This window comes from Chryseobacterium sp. RU33C (genome assembly GCF_900156015.1).
Taxonomy (GTDB): Bacteria; Bacteroidota; Bacteroidia; order Flavobacteriales; family Weeksellaceae; genus Chryseobacterium; species Chryseobacterium candidae.
In genome coordinates this window covers 98,702-118,263 of the sequence record NZ_FTMT01000002.1, presented here as the reverse complement: position 1 = coordinate 118,263, position 19,562 = coordinate 98,702, and the positions used below count along the sequence as shown (strand labels likewise).

The following is a 19,562-nucleotide window of genomic DNA, read 5'->3' as shown; positions in this document are numbered from 1 at the left end:
AAATATAACCTTAAAATTCAGGATTGCCAATAATAAAAAAACGGAACCGAAGTTCCGTTTTACAATATTTTATTTTGTTGCTTTAATAATCGCAGTCGTAATCTGATTTTCTTTTTCTTTTGAATAAGTAGAATCATAAGGTTCCATCACATCAAACAAGTACTGATAGAACGGCGTGATCTGCTGTACATTTTCAGACTCTTTCATGGCCTTTTCTCTACCCATTTCCTGAAGATCTTTGATAAATACATTGAACTTCTTATCAATCGGCTCTATGGATTTTACCAGATAAGAATATGCTTTTTCTTTCTGTCCGATCTTTGTGTAAGCATCCGTTACTGCAGAAACCACAAGAGAATATTCCATAGGTTTTGTTCTCATTTGTCTTCTCAGATAACTTTGATCTGCTTTAGAAAGACTTAAATAATAATCATACTCTTCAAAGATTCCTTTCTTAAGTACCTCAGCAAGCTGAAGACCTTTCTGCTCCTGACCTGCGATGATGTATCCTGAAACAATTGAGCTTAAAGAACGGGGATCATTATATTTCTCTGCCGGAATTTCTTTTGCTGCTAGATCCAGAATTTCCAATGCTTTAGCTTTCTGTCCGCTTAATGCTAGGGCTGCTGCCGCTCTGCTTGCAGACATTCTGTAGCTGATGATATTGGAAGTAGCCGTTTCATCAAAGTGAGCATTTAAGTTCTTAAAGTTCCCCCATCTGAAGTTTTTCACTACGTTATAAAGAGAATTGGCATCTACTCTTCCCATATCGCCGTCAGCTGTCGGAGGCGTTTGGATAGGAATTAATCTGTAGCTGAATCCGTCAAACTGAAGGTAATCGTTCAGATAGAAAATATTCTCACTGTCATAAATGCCTCCTGATGAAAAGTTGATCGGACGCTTCCAGTCGAAGTTCGCTAAAAGATCCATCAAAATAAGGTTGTTCTTATACAATGTGTTTCCTTTGTAAGTAATCATAATCTGATTGACTACGTTTGGAAGATCTTCTTTGTTGATGATTCCTGCTTTCAAAGCATTTTCTTTATTCACCGGAAGGATGAATTTGTTAACCGGAAGAATATTGTATTTCTCAAACTTCTCTTCCCCGAAGTACATTTTCAATAACTCGTCTTTTTCAGGAGATTTGAACTTAATGAATTCAATAGCCTGTTTCAGTGTTAAAGAATCCTGAGTAAGATATTTTCTGAACGACTGGAATTCTGTTTCCGGTGCTCCCTGTTCTTTCAGCATAGAGAAAACACCTTCCCAATCTTCTTTCTTCATCATATAGATCTGATCATTTACACCATCTCTGTAATCGTCATGTGTCAACTGGCTAGGGATTCCCATAGCGTTGTACGTTCTTCTTTTAATCTGATCAAGGTTCCATGGAGTTGAAGCAAGGGTAAAGTTTACTACCTTCACATCATCCCTGAACTGCTCTGTTTCCTGAATTGCCCAAACCGGATAAGTATCGTTATCTCCGTAAACGAAAAGGATATCATTTTTCGGTAATGATTTTAATACTGAATATGCATAATCGTATGCTGTATATCTGTTGCTTCTGTCATGAACATTATAGTTCTGGAAGCCCATCATGAAAGGTACTCCTAATAAAACCACTCCTAAAGCAATGTTAGCTCCGTTTGATTTTATTTTAGACTGTAAGAACCATAAGATTGCTCCTGCTCCCAAACCAATCCAGATAGCAAATGCATAGAATGAACCTACCATTGCATAATCTCTTTCTCTCGGTTCAAAAGGTTTTACCCCTGTGTAGAAAACAATTCCTACACTTGTTAAAATAAATAAAGATAACAGTGCATAGAATCTTCCGAAGTCTCTGTTCAATTGGAAAAAGAATCCGATCAAACCTAAAATTAATGGAAGGAAGAAGAATTTTACCGTACTTTCATTCTTGAATTTAGCAGGCATTTTATCCTGATTTCCTACCACAGCATTGTCAATAAAAGGAATTCCGGAAATCCAGTTTCCTTTTGTGCTTTCCATGTTTCCTTCAAGGTCATTCTGTCTTCCCACGAAGTTCCACATCAGATATCTTACAAAGTAATATCCGTTCTGGAAAGTAATAAAGTAATCCATATTCTGAAGTAATGAAGGCTTCTGAACATTGATCAGGTTATAAGGCTTTACTTTCAGATAATCTGAAGCTGTAATAGATTTGTCTTCGTATTTAGCTCTCAGCTCATCAAAAATCTGCTTAGCCTGAGGATTATCTGCCACATCTTCATTACCATAGTTGAAGGTAAAATCAGGAGCACCATACATAGAAATATAGTTCGCCATTACATCCTTATCCTCATTAAACATTCTTGGCATTAAGCTCACCTGAGATTTGTTGAATACATAATTGAATCGGTCTCCGGTTTTTCTGTACGTTCCGTTTTTTTCATCTTTTTCGTAGATTTCCCCGGTTTTTTGTGTTTTGAAGCTTCCGTCTTCGTTTTTCTCAATTCCGTTAGCATCAAGGAATGCTGTGTAATTTTGCCCGTAGATTGTTGGCCAGTCACCATACTGCTCTCTGTTATAATAATCCAGCATACCAATTGCCGTATCCGGATCGTTAAGGTTCATTGGAGGGTTGGCATTCGCTCTGATAGGAATCACCATCCAGCAGGAGAACCCGATCATCATGAAGACTACAGATAATGCAGCCGTCTGATAGATATTTCTTTTTGCTTTTCTTGCATATTTGATTAAGAAATAGCAAATCGCTACCATTAAAATAAATGCAGCAATTGTTCCTGAGTGGAAAGGAAGTCCAAGACCATTCACAAAGAAAATCTCAAGTCTTCCGAACATCGTCATAATTAAAGGGAAAATAATTTTGAAAACGATAATCAAAATCCCCAATGTGATAAGGTTTGCCCAGATAAAGTTTTTCCAGGTAAACTTGTAATTTCTTGCATAATATACCAGACATACTGCAGGAATTGCCAGCATACACATCATGTGTACACCCACAGAAAGTCCCAAAACAAAGAAAATAAGAATAATCCATCTTTCACTGTCTCCCGCTTTATACTCATTCTCCCATTTGGTGATTAACCAGACCAAAAGCGCGATAAACATAGAAGCCATAGAGTAAACTTCACCTTCTACTGCCGAGAACCAGAATGTATCTGAGAACGTAAAGCAAAGCGCTCCTACCGCTCCGGCAAATAAAATAGAAATTTCCTGATGTTTTGTAATTTCTTCAAAATCTTTGTTTAAAAGTCTTCTCACAAAATGAGTGATCGTCCAAAACAAAAATAAAATAGTCAGCGCACTGAACAATGCAGACATCGCGTTGATCACGATAGAATAGTTTTCGCCTTTCCCTAATGCAAAAATGGCTGCCACGGCACCCACTATCTGGAATAAAGCCGCTCCGGGAGCGTGCGTTACTTCAAGTTTTACTGCAGAAGAAATGTACTCGCCACAATCCCAGAAACTGAAATTGGGTTCTATGGTGGACAAGTACGTGAAGAAAGCAATAACGAAAATCACCCATCCTGAAACGGTGTTCCATTGCCTAAAAGTCCAATTTTTCATAGTATTAAATCAATTATGCGAAAATAAGGCTTTTATCTTATTTTATGCGGGTTTTAACAAAATTTAAAAATTTTGGCGTAATATTTGCGATTATAGACGTGTCAAAACTGTAAATACGAAAATAACTTTTACAAAACTATGCCCTAGAAATCAAACAAAAGTTTAGTAATTATTTATTTTTTTGTATTTTTGCAGTCAGATTTTTATTGAAAATAACAAATAATGAGTAATGTTTACGATAATATTCTTGGCCTGATAGGACACACTCCGATGGTGAAGCTAAATACTGTTACAAAAGATATTCCAGCAACCATTTATGCCAAGTTAGAATCATATAATCCTGGACATTCCACCAAAGACCGAATCGCACTTCATATTATAGAGAACGCAGAAAAAAAAGGCCTTTTAAAGGAAGATTCTGTAGTTGTAGAAACTACTTCCGGTAATACCGGATTTTCTATTGCGATGGTATGTATCATTAAGGGATATAAATGTATTCTTGCAGTAAGTGATAAAACAAAACCTGAAAAGATTGCTTATCTGAAAGCATTGGGAGCCACGGTGTACATATGCCCGGCCAATGTACCGGCAGATGATCCAAGATCATATTATGAAGTAGCTAAAAGAATCGCTCAGGAAACTCCTAATTCTATTTACATCAATCAATATTTTAATGAACTGAATATTGATGCACACTATCAGACAACAGGTCCCGAGATCTGGGAACAGACACAGGGTAAGATTACTCACCTTTTTGCGTGCACCGGAACTGGGGGTACATTGTCTGGTTCTGCCAAATTTTTGAAGGAAAAAAATCCGGATATCAAAATTATTGGTGTAGACGCAGACGGTTCTATTCTTAAAAGCTATCACGAAACAGGAGAAATACACAAAGAAGATGTACACCCTTATCAGATTGAGGGAATGGGTAAAAACCTGATCCCTTCTGCCCTGCTTTTCGACAAGGTAGATGAGTTTGTAAGGGTTAATGATGAAATGTCTGCATACAGAACCCGTGAGATTGCTTTAAAAGAAGCTATCATGGGAGGTTATACTACAGGAGCTGTAACGCAGGGACTAATACAGTATGCCCAGTCTCATGAACTTACAGAAAATGACGTAGTTGTTTTAATATATCCTGACCACGGTTCCAGATACATCACTAAAGTATACAGTGACAAATGGATGGCGGAACAGGGATTTGTCAACAACTGTGTTCACAACTATGACGAAGTTTTCAAAACTGAGTTTATCAAGTAAAAAAGAATAAAATCACGATACAAATAAATAAAGCCTTTTGCGTATTCAGACAAAAAAGGCTTTATTACTTAAAAATTACGATACAATGTTGGATATTTTTGAAAGAATAAAAGAAAATCCAGGACCACTTGGACAATTTGCAGATTATGGTGAAGGCTATTTTATTTTCCCAAGATTAGAGGGTCCTATTGGCCCTAGAATGCAGTTTCAGGGGAGAGAAGTAATTTTCTGGAGTGCCAATGACTATTTAGGATTGTGTAATCATCCTGAAGTAATAGAAGCGGATGCAAAAGCGGCTGCAGAATATGGAATGTTCTATCCAATGGGAGCGAGAGCAATGTCTGGAGAAACAGACCAGCACCTTCAGTTGGAAAGAGAATTGGCAGACTTCGTAAAAAAAGAGTCAGCATACCTGTTGAATTTCGGTTATCAGGGAATGGTTTCTACCATTGATGCTTTGGTAAGCAGAAATGATGTGATTGTTTATGATATGGATTCTCATGCCTGCATCGTGGATGGAGTAAGACTTCATTCCGGTAAGAGATTTACCTACAAGCATAACGATATGGAAAGCCTTGAGAAAAATCTTCAGAGAGCAACTAAGGTGGCTGAAGAAACAGGAGGAGGTATTCTTGTAATTACAGAAGGGGTTTTCGGGATGAGAGGACAACAGGGAAAAATCAGAGAAATCTGTGATCTTAAGTCAAAATACCAGTTCAGACTATTGGTAGATGATGCTCATGGTTTCGGAACTCTTGGTAAAATAGGTGCTGGTGTAGGTGAAGAACAGGATTGTAACGACCAGATTGATGTTTACTTTTCTACTTTTGCTAAATCGATGGCTGGTTTCGGAGCATTCCTTGCGGGTGATAAAGAAATTATCAGATATCTGAAATTCAACCTGAGATCACAAATCTTTGCAAAATCTCTTACGATGCCAATGGTAATCGGAGGATTAAAAAGATTGGAGCTTTTGAGATCAAGACCTGAGATCAAAGCTAAACTTTGGGAGAATGTTGAAAAACTACAGAGCGGACTTAAAGAAAGAGGATTCAATATTGGTGACACGAATACTTGTGTAACTCCGGTAATGATGCAGGGAACCCCGGTAGAAGCTACTCTATTGGTTAAAGATTTAAGGGAAAATTACGGTATTTTCACCTCTGTGGTGGTATATCCGGTCATTCCGAAGGGAATGATTCTCTTAAGACTGATTCCTACCGCTTCTCATACAGATGCAGAGATCAATGAAACTCTGGCAGCGTTTGAAGCAATTCATGATAAATTAGTAGGTGGCTACTACAAAGAGCAGGAACAAAAATTACTGCAGGAACAAGGATTGAGTTTTAAACCGATTTAATCTTAAAAAATAAATAAAGCCACTGATTGATTCAGTGGCTTTTTTGTTTAATATCTATAAAAGCAAATGAAACTTAGAGGTTACACACTGGGAATTTTATCGGCTGTTTCATATGGTCTGATTCCGATTTTTATTCTGCCTGTGAAGCGGGCACACTTTTCAATGGATATCACACTGTTTTACAGATTTTTCTTTTCAGCTTTAATGGTGGGAGGATATCTGCTGTATTCCAGAGAAAGTTTTAAAATCAATAAGAAAGAAGCCTTAATTCTTGCCATCCTTGGAGTATGTTATGCCCTTTCTTCTGAATTTTTGTTTTTAGGATATGATTTCCTAACACCAGGAATTGCCTCCACCGTTTTATTTGTTTACCCGGTCATTGTAGCACTGATCATGTTTTTCTTTTACAAAGAGAAGCTTACCAGATTATCCGGAGTTTCTTTACTTCTGGCATTCGCGGGAGTTATTGTTTTATGTTTAAAAGGAAACGGACTGGAAATCAATTTTGCAGGATTGGGAATCGTCATGCTCAGCTCACTGTTCTATGCCTTATATATGGTTATCGTCAACAAATCGAATATCAAGGTATCCGGATTCAAGCTTACGTTTTACTCAATGCTTTTCACCTCAATGTTCTTTATGTCTAAAGCTGTAACAGCTCATGCGTCGTTTGCTATACCTTCAACAGAGATTTTCTTTAATTTTCTTGTTTTTGCATTTCTTACTACGGTGATCTCCAGTCTTTGTCTGGTATATGCTATTAAATATATCGGTTCTACTCCTGTTGCAATTTTAGGAGCTTTGGAACCTGTAGTTGCTGTACTGATCAGTGTCCTGATGTTTCATGAAAAATTTACTCCCAATTTACTCATCGGGATTACTTTAATTCTTTTGGGAGTTACCCTGAATGTGATTGGAGACCAAAAGAAAACAGGTCACATTTAGTGATAAATTATTAGACTGATATAAAAATATAATACAAAGCCGGACTTCTTGACGAGTCTGGCTTTTCTATTGACTGAGCTTTCTCAAAACTTACTATATTTCAAAGCAAACGCATACAGAACCTCCAAAACTAATTGTGAAATAATCTGATATTTCAGCTCAAAAAGTCATCCATAAGAAAAATATTTAAAAAAATAAATCCTCTACTTTCTGGCATAACAAAATTTATCTGACTATATTGCATCTGTCTATTAATAGGTGTTTCCCCACTGAAAAGCCCCATGTATATACTTTTAAAAGCCGATGAAAGAATTGCAAAAACTTACCAAAGATCAACTATACAAACAGCTCAAAGAAAAATCAGAAAATCTATACAGCATTGCTCATGAAGCTCTGGAAAACAATTTTTTCAAAGAAAGCTATTTAGATGAGGAAAGTCTTGCTGAATTTCTCGAAATGCTGGATGATGAAACAGCGGAAAAGATAAAAGAAGCCTCTCTGCATATTAATCATGAAGATGATGCTCCTGAGATTGTCCTTATACAAAATGAAAATGATAATTCCCTTGAACTGATTACCGAAGAAGGTGAAGGCTATAAAATTATTCTTATAGAAGGTGATGTTTATGTATCCAAGAAACTGTTTGTTGAAGATTATATTGTTCTTATAGTTACAGGTAATATAAAGGCAGAAAATATCATCATCAATGGGTCACTGTATTGCTCTGGAAATGTTACCTCAAAAGTATTGTTTGGTGCTTCAGGAAATGATAATGAAACCTACATCGGAGGAAGTATTATGACTTCCCTTATTGCAGAAAACGGACATTACACTGTTGCAGAAGGAAATATTTATTCCAGATACTTAATCAGTTTTCACAATGAGATCACAGGCAAGACCGGAAAATTTATTGAAAATATCAGCCTGGAAAAGCCCAGTGAAATCGAATTATTAAATCCGGTAATTCTTGATGAAGATGGATATTTTGATGAAAATGCTTTCCTAAGTTTTATTGAGAATAATACAACCGATGCTTTGTTTAACAGACCTGCGAATTTATTCTAAACTACTTTTTTATTTTTATAGAGTGGAAATAAAAGAATTGTGACAAAACCAGATTTTAATAAGACGCAATATTGCTAAGACTTTTTCTCAATGTTTATAATCAGGAGAAAAAATTTTTTTCTGAAAAAACTTTAGAATAACTTTGCAAAAAATTTCTGTTGAAAGACCTGCTTCTTATTACTCCGCCTTTTACCCAACTTAACACTCCTTATCCTGCAACGGCTTATATTAAAGGATTTTTAAATACCAAAGATATTTCCAGTTATCAGGCAGATTTGGGGATCGATGTTATTTTGGAATTATTTTCAAAGGATGGGATCCGCAAGGTTTTCAATACAGAAATTGATCTTCAGAACACCTCTGAAAACTCCCAGAGAATTTATGCTTTAAAAGAAGAGTATTTAAAAACGATAGATCAGGTAATTCCTTTTTTACAGGGAAAAACACCTACTCTGGCCAGACAGATCTGCAGCATGAACTTCCTTCCAGAAGCTTCCCGTTTCAACCAGCTGGATGATATGGAATTTGCTTTTGGAAACATGGGTCTTCAGGATAAAGCCAAACATCTGGCAACGCTTTATTTAGAAGATATTTCCGATTATATTGTAGAAAATATCGATGCTGATTTTGGTTTCAGCAGATATGCGGAACGTCTCGGAAAAAGTGCCAATTCTTTTAACGAATTATACTCAAAACTATCGGGTGAGCCTACATTTATTGATGAATTTACATTAAAAATTCTTCGTGAAAAAATAGAAACTGTTCAGCCAAAAATGGTTTGCTTTTCAATACCGTTTCCCGGCAACCTCTATTCCGGTTTCAAATGTGCCCAATGGATCAAAAAGCATTATCCTCACATTAAAACCGCTATGGGAGGAGGATTTCCCAATACCGAATTAAGAGAAGTCAAAGATCAGAGAGTATTCGAATTTTTTGATTTTATTACTTTAGATGATGGTGAGCTTCCGTTGGAACTTCTTCACCAAAATTTAGAAATTGCCACTGAAGAAGCTGAGTTTAAAAGAACTTTTCTTCTCGAAAATAAAGAAGTCGTCTATAAGAACAATTCTAAAAGGCATGACTTCAAACAGTCTGAAACAGGAACTCCCGATTATACAGATTTAAAACTGAATCAATATATTTCCGTTATCGAAATTGCCAATCCGATGCACAGTTTATGGAGCGACGGCCGATGGAACAAACTGACCATGGCACACGGATGCTACTGGGGGAAATGCACGTTTTGTGATATTTCTTTAGATTATATTAAAATCTACGAACCTATTTCTGCTAAAATTCTGGTAGACCGGATTGAAGAATTAATCCGGACAACCGGTGAGACAGGATTCCATTTTGTAGATGAAGCTGCGCCGCCTGCCCTTATGAGAGAGGTTGCTCTGGAAATTCTCAGAAGAAATCTTGTGGTAACGTGGTGGACCAATATCCGTTTTGAAAAAAGCTTCACCCGTGATTTATGTTACCTCCTGAAGCTTTCGGGATGCGTGGCTGTTTCCGGAGGACTTGAAGTAGCGAGTGACAGACTGCTGAAATTAATTGATAAAGGAGTTTCTGTAGAACAGGTTGCCAATGTAACCAGAAATTTTACAGAAGCAGGAATTATGGTTCATGCTTATCTGATGTATGGCTACCCTACACAAACGGTTCAGGAAACTGTCGATTCCTTAGAAATGGTGAGGCAAATGTTTGAGATGGGAATTCTTCAAAGTGGATTCTGGCATCAGTTTGCGATGACTGCTCACTCACCCGTTGGAATGAGTCCGGAAGATTTTGGAGTAGTTCCGGTAAAGCAGGAAATTCTGTTTGCCAATAATGATATTGACTTTAAGGATAAAACAGGAATTGATCATAACAAGTTCAGCTTCGGGTTAAAAAAATCTTTATTCAATTATATGCATGGAATCAACTTCGAACTGCCGCTTCAGGAATGGTTTGATTTTAAAATTCCAAGAACAACCATTCATCCGGATTATATTCACGATTGTCTTTTGGAAGATGGGCAGTTTCAATTGAAGACCAATTCCAAAGTCATTTTTTTAACCAAAAACGTAATCGCTGAGAATCGCGTAAAAAATAAAAAGAAATATTCTGGTACGTATACGTTGCTTACATTCCACCTAAAAACCAATATTGTAAAGGTTGAGCTGGAACAGGAAAAGGCAGAATGGCTGATGAATGTATTGGAAGAGAATGCTATTGAAAATTCTAAAAAGCCTACGATTCAGCAACTTAAAAATCAATTTGAGGAAAATTTCGATGATTTTGAGCTGTTCTGGTTCTCAAAACCGATGCAGCAATTGAAGGAAAATGGAGTTATTTTAAGCTTATAAAAATTTTCGTTTTTTTATCAGGGATTTTTGAAAGGATCATACGATCTCACAAAAGATATGCATCAAAATTCTTATAAGTTTTGGCTCCTAAAGCCAGATGAATTTTATCTATAAAAAAACGGGCTAAAGGCCCGTCTCTATTGATATAAAAAGTCTATTTTTTCTAATAAATAATTAATTAGAAGTCTCTTTTGTTACAGTACCCACCGACACTTTCTCCTGTATTTTAATAAAATTGGGATCCATAATTGCCATGCGCTCAGCCAGTGCTTTATAGGTTGGAAATTTTAAGATAGAAGCTCTGCCGGACATTTCCTTGTATAGGGTAAAAGATTTTCCTCCTGCTGTTTTCAGCTGTTTTGTTGTGGTGATATATCTTCCTATAAGTTTACTTTTGGCGTCATAGATCTCAATATCTATAGAGGTCTTATCCATGATGGTATCTTCTGAACCGAAACTTACCGGCAAATTGGTAAAATACCCTACAGGAACACCATTACTAAGGATCTCTCCCACTTTATTGACCTCAATATTCATTTTATCAATTTTCTTTCGGATGGCATAAGCATCTTTTGTTTTTGTATCCAGTTTTCTCTTGGGTACATTGGAGAAAAGTTCATCAAGATTTTTGACATTGATCCCTTTATTATCAATTATTTTAAGGTCCTTAACTGATGTAAAGACTGCAGATTTTTCTTCTCCGGAAAATGCAGAAGGTGATGAATAATCAATTTCGATGGTTTTATCCCTGTTATATACTCTGTTGACACTGATATAGCTGTCGCGAACAGAATCAACGATGCTTTTGTCAATGAATTTTATAGTATACATCGGGGTCTCCTTCAGATCCATAAACGTATATTCGCTGGATTTACTGGATATTTTAGCTACCGGAACACCGTCAAGATTAATAATTCCTCTTTTGGTTTTGATATTCTGAGCATGCAGGAAAACACCCAGAACTGTAAATAATATGATTATGCCTCTCTTCATACAATCAGACTTTTACAAATAAAAAAAGTGTAACACAAAGTTACACTTTCTTGAAAATATATTTAGCTTTTCATTTAATTATTCACAAAGGATAATTCCTTTATTATGATTAAATTCTACAACACCGCTTTTGATAGCATAAGCAAAAACAGAGTCTTTTCCGGTTTCTTTAGTGAAGTTTTTAGCATAAGCCTCATCAATAGAATTAGCAAAAAGCTTTACATCACCTCCGATTAAAGAAGAAACAATTCCTGCGTGGTTTTTCATGATGTGGAATTCACCATTTTTTCCAGGCAGTAATACTGAGTCTACTTCTCCTTCAAAAACTACGTATTCTGGTGTTAAAATTTTTATATTCATAGAAACAAATTTGAAATTTGATGTTTGAAATTTGAAATTACTTACCGAATCTCAAATTTCAAATCTCAAATTGTTAATAATTTATGCGTTTTCAGCTAACATTTTTTGTCCAGCTTCGATAGCTTCTTCGATGGTTCCTTTCAGGTTGAAAGCTGCTTCTGGTAAGTGATCTAATTCACCGTCCATAATCATATTAAATCCTTTGATAGTATCTTTGATGTCTACCAATGATCCTGGAATACCTGTAAACTGCTCCGCTACGTGGAAAGGCTGAGATAAGAATCTCTGAACTTTTCTAGCACGGTATACAACAGCTTTATCTTCTTCAGAAAGTTCTTCCATACCAAGGATCGCAATGATATCCTGAAGTGCTTTATATCTTTGAAGGATTTCTTTTACTCTTTGAGCACAGTTGTAGTGATCATTACCTAGAATTTCAGGGTTTAGGATTCTGGAAGTAGAAGAAAGTGGATCTACCGCTGGATAGATACCTAATGACGCAATCTTTCTGTCAAGTACCGTAGTTGCATCCAAGTGAGCAAACGTAGTTGCAGGAGCCGGGTCAGTTAAGTCATCCGCAGGTACGTATACCGCCTGTACTGAAGTAATTGAACCGTTTTTAGTTGAAGTAATTCTTTCCTGCATCGCACCCATTTCAGAAGCAAGGGTTGGTTGGTAACCTACCGCTGATGGCATACGACCAAGAAGTGCAGATACCTCAGAACCAGCCTGTGTAAAACGGAAGATGTTGTCTACGAAGAAAAGTACGTCTCTACCTTGTCCGCTTTCTCCACCGTCTCTGTAGTACTCAGCCAATGTAAGACCAGAAAGTGCTACTCTGGCTCTTGCACCTGGCGGCTCGTTCATCTGTCCGAAAACGAATGCAGCTTTTGAATCTTTCATAGCTTCTAAGTCTACTTTAGAAAGATCCCAACCTCCGTTTTCCATAGAGTGCATGAAATCATCACCATACTTGATAATACCTGATTCCAACATCTCTCTCAAAAGGTCATTTCCTTCTCTCGTTCTTTCACCTACTCCGGCGAATACAGAAAGACCTCCGTGTCCTTTTGCAATATTGTTAATCAACTCCTGAATCAATACTGTTTTACCTACACCGGCACCACCGAACAATCCAATTTTACCTCCTTTTGCGTAAGGCTCAACCAGGTCGATTACTTTAATACCTGTAAATAAAACTTCTGCTGAAGTTGATAATTGATCAAATTTTGGAGCTGGTCTGTGAATTGGAAGACCACCATCCTTAGAAATATCTTGAAGTCCATCGATAGCATCACCAACAACGTTGAATAGTCTTCCGTTTACAGCCTCTCCGATAGGCATCATAATAGGATTTCCGTATCCAATTACGTCCTGCCCTCTTTTAAGACCGTCAGTAGCGTCCATTGCGATACATCTTACTGTATCTTCGCCAATATGTTGTTCTACCTCTAAAACTACTTTTTCACCGTTTTCTTTTGTAATTTCTAACGCGTCATAGATTGCTGGAACAGCTTCCACATCTGTGAAGACAACGTCGATTACCGGACCAATAATTTGAGAAATTTTACCTTTAATTTGGTTTGCCATTGCTAAATTTTTTCTTGGTGCAAATATAGTGATTCTTCATAAACCCGCAATTGGTAAAAAAAAGATTTTTATCATGCTTTTCAAGAGACGAATGAGTTTATTGTTTAATGGATAAAATTCAATATTTATCATTATATTTAACAGCAAATCTGCAATTCATTAATTTGTCGCTATTATCATATAATATAATGTAAATTATTTTCAGAATTTTTCATTTTCAAATTTTCACTTTCCCGCCGTTACATTAAAAATAAAGGTTTTATATTTGCAATCAAAATTTTTCCGTTTTGAAAGTTTTCAAGAATTTTACAGATTATTCCTCACAGAAGCCTTTAGCATTGTCTTTAGGAATGTTTGACGGGGTACATCTCGGGCACAAGAGTATTATCGATGAACTTGCTAAAATAGGGACAGAAAACAATCTGGAAACTGCAATCCTTACTTTCTGGCCGCATCCAAGATTTGTTTTTAATCCTAACGAAGATTTAAAACTTCTGAATACATTAGAGGAAAAGAAACAGCTGGTTGAGAGATATGGCATTGATAATCTTTTCCTGAAAGAATTTGATGAAGAATTCAGAAATCTGACCGGAGAAGAATTTGTACGTCAGATTTTAGTTGATAAACTGAATGTAAAGTACCTTATTATTGGATACGACCATTCTTTCGGAAAAAATAAAAGCGGAAATTTTGAGCTTCTTCAGAAATTATCAAAAGAACTCGATTTTGAAGTAGAGCAAATGGAAGCGATCAATATTCATGAAAATAATATCAGTTCCACGAAAGTACGTAATGCACTTTTAGCAGGAAATATTAAAGAGGCCAACGAAATGTTGGGATACTCCTACTCTGTTTCCGGAACTGTAGTTCATGGGAAAAAGATTGGGAGAACCATTGGATATCCAACAGCCAATATTGATAGTGAATCGATTAAGCTATTGCCTAAAAAAGGAGCTTATATTGTTGAAGTATTTGTAAAGGACAACCAATATAAAGGTATGCTGAGCATTGGAACCAATCCCACGGTAAATGGAGAAAAACTAACTGTGGAGGTTTATATCCTTGATTTTGATGATGATATTTATCATGAAAAGATTACGGTAAGTTTCAGGGATTTTCTTCATGATGAAATCAAATTTGAAGGTCTTGACAAGTTAATTGAAAGACTGGATGAGGATAAAAAAATAACAGAAAATTTCAATTTTTAAAATACAGGCTATTCATTTCTGAATAGCCTTTTTGATTATTTTAATATTTTTAGATAGACTTTTTGTGGTTCGCCGTTTAATTTCACATTGGGGAATTCTTTATCGTGGTCTATGTAGATATCTCTTTTTTCACCTGCTTTACCATTGCCGTCAGAGTCCCATTCTATTGAGACGTAATATTTCATATCTCCGGCTTCTTTGGGATTAATACGGCTGGCAGCATCTTTAGGGACGGGAAGATCAATAGTAAAAGGAACGGATGTTTGCTCATACTCCTTTTCTGTAATTAATGTAGCTGGAGCATCAGCTAAAAGGGGATCATGGGCATATAAACTTACCTTTAACTTTGGATTTTTGATATTAAAATTATCTGTCCCTGTAAATTCTAATGTAAGAGTTTCGGAAGAAGAAACTTCAGATGTTGAAGCAGCCGGAACGGCTTTTTCAGCAGTACTTTTGTTTTGTGGTTTAGTGCAGCCTGACAGCACTATTGTGCCCGCTGCAAAGAATAATAAAAGGTGGTTTCTCATTTGTTATTTATTTTATTAATGTTAAGTATATTATTTCACCGGTAATAGATAACAAATTCCGTACCTCAATTTATTTTATTTGCTATAAAGAATTTACTTCATTCTGAGCTTTTTTAGTCAGGGATTTAAAAACCAGATCATAGGATTGATCAATGAGTTTAAAGATCAGATCTCTTTTCAATCCATCTACAGTTACAGAATTCCAGTGGGTTTTATTCATGTGATAGGCACCTGTAATCTGAGGATATTGCTCTCTAAGCTCTGCGCTCCATTCAGGATCTGTTTTTACATTAATAGCCAACGGTTGTCTCTCAAGTCCCATCAGTAAAAACATTTTGGTGTCTACTTTCATCACAAGAGTTTCATTATCAAACGGAAAACTTTCCGTAACTCCTTTTTTGGCAAGACAGTAATCTAAAATTTCGTTGGCATCCATATCAAATATAAATAATGAGTGATCAGTAATGGGTAATGATTAAATCATATCTGAGATAATTCTTTAATCTTTGATTCAAATTTAGTAAATTTAAGAAAGAAATAATCTCACAAAACCACAATTATTATGAAAGCTCTGGTAATAGGTGCTACAGGTGCCACAGGAAAAGATCTTGTCAATCAGTTATTGAATGATAAAGAATTTGATGAAGTGGATATTTTTGTCAGAAAGCCTGTTGATATTCAAAATGATAAGCTAAAAGTTCATGTGGTAAATTTTGAAAAACCAGAGGAGTGGAAAGAGATGGTGAAGGGAGACGTGGCATTTTCGTGCCTGGGAACCACTTTAAAGGATGCCGGAAGCAAAGAGGCCCAGAAGAAAGTAGATTTTGACTACCAATATCAATTTGCGAAAGCAGCGAAAGATAATGAAGTGGAAGATTATATTCTGGTATCGGCTTATGGTGCGAATCCACAGTCTAAGATTTTTTATTCCAAAATGAAAGGTGAACTGGAAGAAGCTGTAAAACAGTTACATTTTAATAAGATCACTATTTTTAAACCTGGAATGCTTGAACGAAAAGACTCTGAAAGAACCGGGGAAGTTTTGGGAAGCCGTATTATCAAATTTGCTAATAAACTGGGGTTATTAGAAAGTCAAAAACCACTGCCGACGGATATTCTGGCAAAGGCCATGATCAATTCTTCAAAAATAAAAAGCAATGGCTATTCCAGTATCAAACTGGGGAATATTTTCTGTTTTGCAGAGAAAAGTAATGGATAATTCTTTAACTTATTTTCTGTTTTGTTACATCAATAATTGGCTTGATCCATTTATAATCCGGTAGTTTTTTAAGTTTCAAAATTAATTCATGGGGAATATTTTCAGTTCCGATCAATGCTCCCGCAATTTGTCCGGCAATTGAAGCATTGGTATCTGTATCTCCTCCCGAACTGATAATTTGTTTCAACATTTCTTCCAGACCTAAATCAATAATTTTGGTTGAGCAGTAAATAGCAAAAGGAACTGAATTAACAACATAGCCATTATTGCCAAATTTTGATATTTCTGAAATTGAAGAATTATTTCCTGTTGAATTAATTTCAATTAATCTATCTCTTACATTGGTATCAGGAATTTCTGGAATAATAATATCAAAAAGATTATTTTTTCCATTCCAATCAGAATTGAGGATTGCTTTTATAGAAAGGAAAACAGCCAAAGCTCCAGAAAAGGCTTCATCATTTCTGTGTGTTACCTTACAAGCATCGTGAATATTTTGCCTTGTAATATCTGAGAAAAAAGCAAAAGGAGCAATTCTCATCGCTCCTCCGTTTCCTGCGGCAAACTCTCCAATTCTACCAGCCAGACTCCAATGAATACCGGCTTCTGTATCTAAAATTGCCTTAAGTGTAGAAGCGCCAATTCCTGTTAATTTACGGCTTCTGTAATATTCTACAAATTTATTGATAAGATTTTCAGGAGTAAAATTACCTTCAGACAAAACTTCACAAGTTGCCAAAGTCATTTGCGTATCATCCGTAATACTCCAAACTCTTTTCTTTATATTCTTTTTTCCTAAATAATAAATCTGTGAATCATCGGTTTCAACTTCATTTTCATAGCTGCTTCCCCACGCATCTCCAATTGCTCCGCTAACAATGCAAGCTTCAAACCGATCCGGAAAATCCATATAGTAATTTATTATTTCAGATACTTTGTAATAGCCTCGTCAGTAGGCTTTGTAGTGCTTACAAAAGAATCAATCAGTTTTCCGTTTTCGTCCACCAGGAATTTGGTGAAGTTCCAAAGGATGCTTGTATTTTTTACTCCGTTCAACTCCTTTTCAGTAAGATATTTAAAGATGGGTGCGGTATCATCTCCTTTTACAGAAACTTTAGCGGCCATTGGGAATGTTACTCCATAATTTTTCTGACAAAAAGCCCCAATTTCGGTGTTGGTTCCAGGTTCCTGTCCACCGAAATTATTAGCAGGAAATCCTATCACTACCAATTTATCTTTATATTGTTCATATACCTTTTCAAGATCTGCATACTGTGGGGTAAATCCACATTCTGAAGCCGTATTGACAATCAGGATTTTCTTCCCTTTGAAATCTTCAAAATTGATTTCTTTGCCATCAAGACCTTCTACTTTGAAGTCATATATTGTTTTTCCCATAAGTTCTGTGGTTTTAGCTTTAGAAATTTCACTTTTTTGGTTGTTGCAGCTTTGCAGGAATGCCATGAAAGAAAGCAGCATTAAAAAAATCTTTTTCATTTCTTATAATTTTGTGCAGAGAACTGCAGTTGAGTTAAAACTTAAAAATATTAGCGGGGAATACTTTATTGATGTCTACTCTGTTTAATAACATCACATAATCTCCGTCTTTTTTAGCACTTGAAGATTCAATTCTGAAAGGCATGATTATGTTTCCAACTTTTTTAAAATCAGAATAGATCAGCGTTTCATCTTTTTTCACTTCTTTGATCAGCATATAAGTTTTTGTATCAAAATAATACATATTCTTATTCACATTTTTGGTAAGCTCTACCTTATGGCAGTAGATCTCTCCTACTTTTTCTTTTCCGAGATATCTGGCATCAAACCCTTTGTTTTCCCAATCAATGAAGTCATTATCAAAGCTTTCCGGTACATATTCAGGATACTCCTGAAGCTTGTTGGCTGCATAATTCATGGCATACCCTTTCGTACCGTCAAAACCTTCAATTGCGGTTTCTTTTCCGCCTGTAGTAATCAATGTCTTAGTAAGGTTTGGACGTTGCTGGAAAATTCTGATCGGATATTCATCTTTGATTCCCAATATTACTTTTCCCTGAAGCAATACTGAGTTTAACAATTTCCAATTGGTTAATCCTCCGGATAATTCAATGTTCTTATCAATAATTTCCTTTGCGGTCTGTCCGAATATCACATGCGAAAATATCAGTCCAAATACTAATAGTAACTTCTTCATTAATTTTATTTATAAATTCAAATATAGGGGGATTTATGTAAAATTGCAAAAAGGCAAAATGATAAAGGTCAATTTGCTAATTTCAGATCAGTTTCCGTGCTTTTTCAAGATCTTCCGGAGTATCAATACCAACTCCTACGAAATTGGTTTCTATCATTTTGATTTTCATTCCATATTCAAGATAGCGGATGCATTCAATCTTTTCGGAAATTTCCAATGGTTTCATAGCCAGCTTTGAAAACTGTAATAAAGCTTCTTTTCTGAACGCATATACTCCAATATGCTTGAAATAGCTTACATCATAAGAAATCTCTCTGTGGAAAGGAATTACGGAGCGGCTAAAATATAAAGCGAAATCATTATTATCAGTAATCACTTTTACATTATTCGGGTTTTCAATTTCTTCTTTTTCATGCAGTTGTATTTTTAAAGAAGCTAAAGATATTTCCTGTTGGTTGTCATTTCTGAAAACTTCAATCAGCTGCTGTAAAGGTTCGAGCTTAAGGAAAGGTTCATCTCCCTGAACATTGATCACGATGTCACAGTCTATAGTCTGTACTGCTTCAGCAATACGGTCGCTTCCCGTCTCGTGCTGCCCTGTCATCACGGCTTTTCCGTTGTTTTTTACAATTTCATCAAAAATAATTTCTGAGTCTGTGGCGACAAACACTTCATCAAACAGTCCGGTTTCCACTACATTCTGATAGGTAGTGGTAATAACTGTTTTTTCTCCTAAAATCTGCATTAATTTCCCCGGAAAACGGCTTGCTTCGTAACGGGCAGGGATAACAGCGATTATTTTCATTCAATACGATATTAAGTAATTCTTTTAAAATCAGCAGGTTTCATTCCGGTAATTATAAAAATCCGAAAATCCTTTTATCCTGAGATCAAATGTAGTGAAAAGTATCTTATTTACTCAAAAAAACAGAGAT

The 19,562-nt window shown here is 35.9% G+C and carries 17 protein-coding genes; 7 read left to right on the top strand and 10 right to left on the bottom strand.

Features of this window, described 5'->3' with window-relative positions; all coding sequences use genetic code 11:
* Window positions 1-69: 69 nt before the first annotated feature.
* Window positions 70-3,555 (bottom strand): glycosyltransferase family 117 protein, encoded by a 3,486-nt coding sequence (locus BW946_RS02345; RefSeq protein WP_076594635.1) that lies wholly within the window; start codon window positions 3,553-3,555, stop codon window positions 70-72.
* A 222-nt stretch (window positions 3,556-3,777) separates the two neighbouring features.
* Between BW946_RS02345 and BW946_RS02340 the strand changes: the two genes are divergently transcribed.
* From BW946_RS02340 to BW946_RS02320, 5 genes are all read left to right on the top strand, one after another.
* Complete coding sequence (locus BW946_RS02340; RefSeq protein WP_076594634.1) at window positions 3,778-4,815, top strand: PLP-dependent cysteine synthase family protein; 1,038 nt, start codon at window positions 3,778-3,780, stop codon at window positions 4,813-4,815.
* Window positions 4,816-4,903: 88 nt separating this feature from the next.
* Window positions 4,904-6,175: an aminotransferase class I/II-fold pyridoxal phosphate-dependent enzyme gene (locus tag BW946_RS02335; protein ID WP_170872048.1), complete on the top strand. Its 1,272-nt coding sequence runs from the start codon at window positions 4,904-4,906 to the stop codon at window positions 6,173-6,175.
* Window positions 6,176-6,241: 66 nt separating this feature from the next.
* Entirely contained in the window at window positions 6,242-7,120 is an 879-nt protein-coding gene (locus tag BW946_RS02330; protein WP_076594632.1) for a DMT family transporter, read from the top strand.
* Window positions 7,121-7,423: 303 nt separating this feature from the next.
* Complete coding sequence (locus BW946_RS02325; protein ID WP_076594631.1) at window positions 7,424-8,185, top strand: bactofilin family protein; 762 nt, start codon at window positions 7,424-7,426, stop codon at window positions 8,183-8,185.
* 158 nt (window positions 8,186-8,343) lie between these two features.
* On the top strand, window positions 8,344-10,533 hold the full coding sequence (locus BW946_RS02320) for a B12-binding domain-containing radical SAM protein (RefSeq protein WP_076594630.1): 2,190 nt from the start codon (window positions 8,344-8,346) through the stop codon (window positions 10,531-10,533).
* A gap of 174 nt (window positions 10,534-10,707) precedes the next feature.
* Here BW946_RS02320 and BW946_RS02315 read toward each other — a convergent pair whose 3' ends face one another.
* The 3 genes from BW946_RS02315 to atpD all read right to left on the bottom strand — a co-directional run bounded on the left by BW946_RS02315 (window position 10,708) and on the right by atpD (window position 13,476).
* Window positions 10,708-11,526, bottom strand: a complete 819-nt coding sequence (locus tag BW946_RS02315; protein ID WP_076594629.1) for a hypothetical protein — start codon at window positions 11,524-11,526, stop codon at window positions 10,708-10,710.
* 78 nt (window positions 11,527-11,604) lie between these two features.
* On the bottom strand, window positions 11,605-11,886 hold the full coding sequence (locus BW946_RS02310) for a FoF1 ATP synthase subunit delta/epsilon (RefSeq protein WP_034697749.1): 282 nt from the start codon (window positions 11,884-11,886) through the stop codon (window positions 11,605-11,607).
* 81 nt (window positions 11,887-11,967) lie between these two features.
* Window positions 11,968-13,476 (bottom strand): F0F1 ATP synthase subunit beta, encoded by a 1,509-nt coding sequence (atpD, locus tag BW946_RS02305; protein WP_034697748.1) that lies wholly within the window; start codon window positions 13,474-13,476, stop codon window positions 11,968-11,970.
* Between the two features lie 287 nt (window positions 13,477-13,763).
* On the opposite strand from atpD, the gene BW946_RS02300 reads away from it, so the two are divergent.
* Window positions 13,764-14,684 (top strand): bifunctional riboflavin kinase/FAD synthetase, encoded by a 921-nt coding sequence (locus BW946_RS02300; protein ID WP_076594628.1) that lies wholly within the window; start codon window positions 13,764-13,766, stop codon window positions 14,682-14,684.
* A 35-nt stretch (window positions 14,685-14,719) separates the two neighbouring features.
* Here BW946_RS02300 and BW946_RS02295 read toward each other — a convergent pair whose 3' ends face one another.
* Window positions 14,720-15,214 carry a hypothetical protein gene (locus tag BW946_RS02295; protein ID WP_076594627.1) on the bottom strand — a complete coding sequence of 165 codons (495 nt, stop codon included), beginning with the start codon at window positions 15,212-15,214 and terminating at the stop codon, window positions 14,720-14,722.
* 82 nt (window positions 15,215-15,296) lie between these two features.
* The gene (locus tag BW946_RS02290) at window positions 15,297-15,650 is read right to left on the bottom strand and encodes an MmcQ/YjbR family DNA-binding protein (RefSeq protein WP_047433219.1); all 354 of its coding nucleotides are present in this window, start codon (window positions 15,648-15,650) and stop codon (window positions 15,297-15,299) included.
* Between the two features lie 126 nt (window positions 15,651-15,776).
* On the opposite strand from BW946_RS02290, the gene BW946_RS02285 reads away from it, so the two are divergent.
* Window positions 15,777-16,433 carry an NAD(P)H-binding protein gene (locus BW946_RS02285; protein ID WP_076594626.1) on the top strand — a complete coding sequence of 219 codons (657 nt, stop codon included), beginning with the start codon at window positions 15,777-15,779 and terminating at the stop codon, window positions 16,431-16,433.
* A gap of 4 nt (window positions 16,434-16,437) precedes the next feature.
* Here BW946_RS02285 and BW946_RS02280 read toward each other — a convergent pair whose 3' ends face one another.
* From BW946_RS02280 to kdsB, 4 genes are all read right to left on the bottom strand, one after another.
* On the bottom strand, window positions 16,438-17,343 hold the full coding sequence (locus tag BW946_RS02280; RefSeq protein ID WP_076594625.1) for an ADP-ribosylglycohydrolase family protein: 906 nt from the start codon (window positions 17,341-17,343) through the stop codon (window positions 16,438-16,440).
* Window positions 17,344-17,354: 11 nt separating this feature from the next.
* Window positions 17,355-17,930, bottom strand: coding sequence for a glutathione peroxidase (locus tag BW946_RS02275; RefSeq protein ID WP_076594624.1), 576 nt, complete (start codon window positions 17,928-17,930; stop codon window positions 17,355-17,357).
* A 34-nt stretch (window positions 17,931-17,964) separates the two neighbouring features.
* Complete coding sequence (locus BW946_RS02270; protein WP_076594623.1) at window positions 17,965-18,627, bottom strand: histidine kinase; 663 nt, start codon at window positions 18,625-18,627, stop codon at window positions 17,965-17,967.
* Window positions 18,628-18,709: 82 nt separating this feature from the next.
* Window positions 18,710-19,432 carry a 3-deoxy-manno-octulosonate cytidylyltransferase gene (gene kdsB, locus BW946_RS02265; RefSeq protein WP_076594622.1) on the bottom strand — a complete coding sequence of 241 codons (723 nt, stop codon included), beginning with the start codon at window positions 19,430-19,432 and terminating at the stop codon, window positions 18,710-18,712.
* Window positions 19,433-19,562 lie beyond the last annotated feature (130 nt).

Excerpts from the sequence above, each read along its gene's own strand:
- BW946_RS02345 (WP_076594635.1), bottom strand. The coding sequence starts at position 3,555 with ATGAAAAATTGGACTTTTAGGCAATGGAACACCGTTTCAGGATGGGTG.
- BW946_RS02340 (WP_076594634.1), top strand. The coding sequence starts at position 3,778 with ATGAGTAATGTTTACGATAATATTCTTGGCCTGATAGGACACACTCCG.
- BW946_RS02330 (WP_076594632.1), top strand. The coding sequence starts at position 6,242 with ATGAAACTTAGAGGTTACACACTGGGAATTTTATCGGCTGTTTCATAT.
- BW946_RS02325 (WP_076594631.1), top strand. The coding sequence starts at position 7,424 with ATGAAAGAATTGCAAAAACTTACCAAAGATCAACTATACAAACAGCTC.
- BW946_RS02315 (WP_076594629.1), bottom strand. The coding sequence starts at position 11,526 with ATGAAGAGAGGCATAATCATATTATTTACAGTTCTGGGTGTTTTCCTG.
- BW946_RS02310 (WP_034697749.1), bottom strand. The coding sequence starts at position 11,886 with ATGAATATAAAAATTTTAACACCAGAATACGTAGTTTTTGAAGGAGAA.
- atpD (WP_034697748.1), bottom strand. The coding sequence starts at position 13,476 with ATGGCAAACCAAATTAAAGGTAAAATTTCTCAAATTATTGGTCCGGTA.
- BW946_RS02295 (WP_076594627.1), bottom strand. The coding sequence starts at position 15,214 with ATGAGAAACCACCTTTTATTATTCTTTGCAGCGGGCACAATAGTGCTG.
- BW946_RS02290 (WP_047433219.1), bottom strand. The coding sequence starts at position 15,650 with ATGGATGCCAACGAAATTTTAGATTACTGTCTTGCCAAAAAAGGAGTT.
- BW946_RS02285 (WP_076594626.1), top strand. The coding sequence starts at position 15,777 with ATGAAAGCTCTGGTAATAGGTGCTACAGGTGCCACAGGAAAAGATCTT.
- BW946_RS02280 (WP_076594625.1), bottom strand. The coding sequence starts at position 17,343 with ATGGATTTTCCGGATCGGTTTGAAGCTTGCATTGTTAGCGGAGCAATT.
- BW946_RS02275 (WP_076594624.1), bottom strand. The coding sequence starts at position 17,930 with ATGAAAAAGATTTTTTTAATGCTGCTTTCTTTCATGGCATTCCTGCAA.
- BW946_RS02270 (WP_076594623.1), bottom strand. The coding sequence starts at position 18,627 with ATGAAGAAGTTACTATTAGTATTTGGACTGATATTTTCGCATGTGATA.
- kdsB (WP_076594622.1), bottom strand. The coding sequence starts at position 19,432 with ATGAAAATAATCGCTGTTATCCCTGCCCGTTACGAAGCAAGCCGTTTT.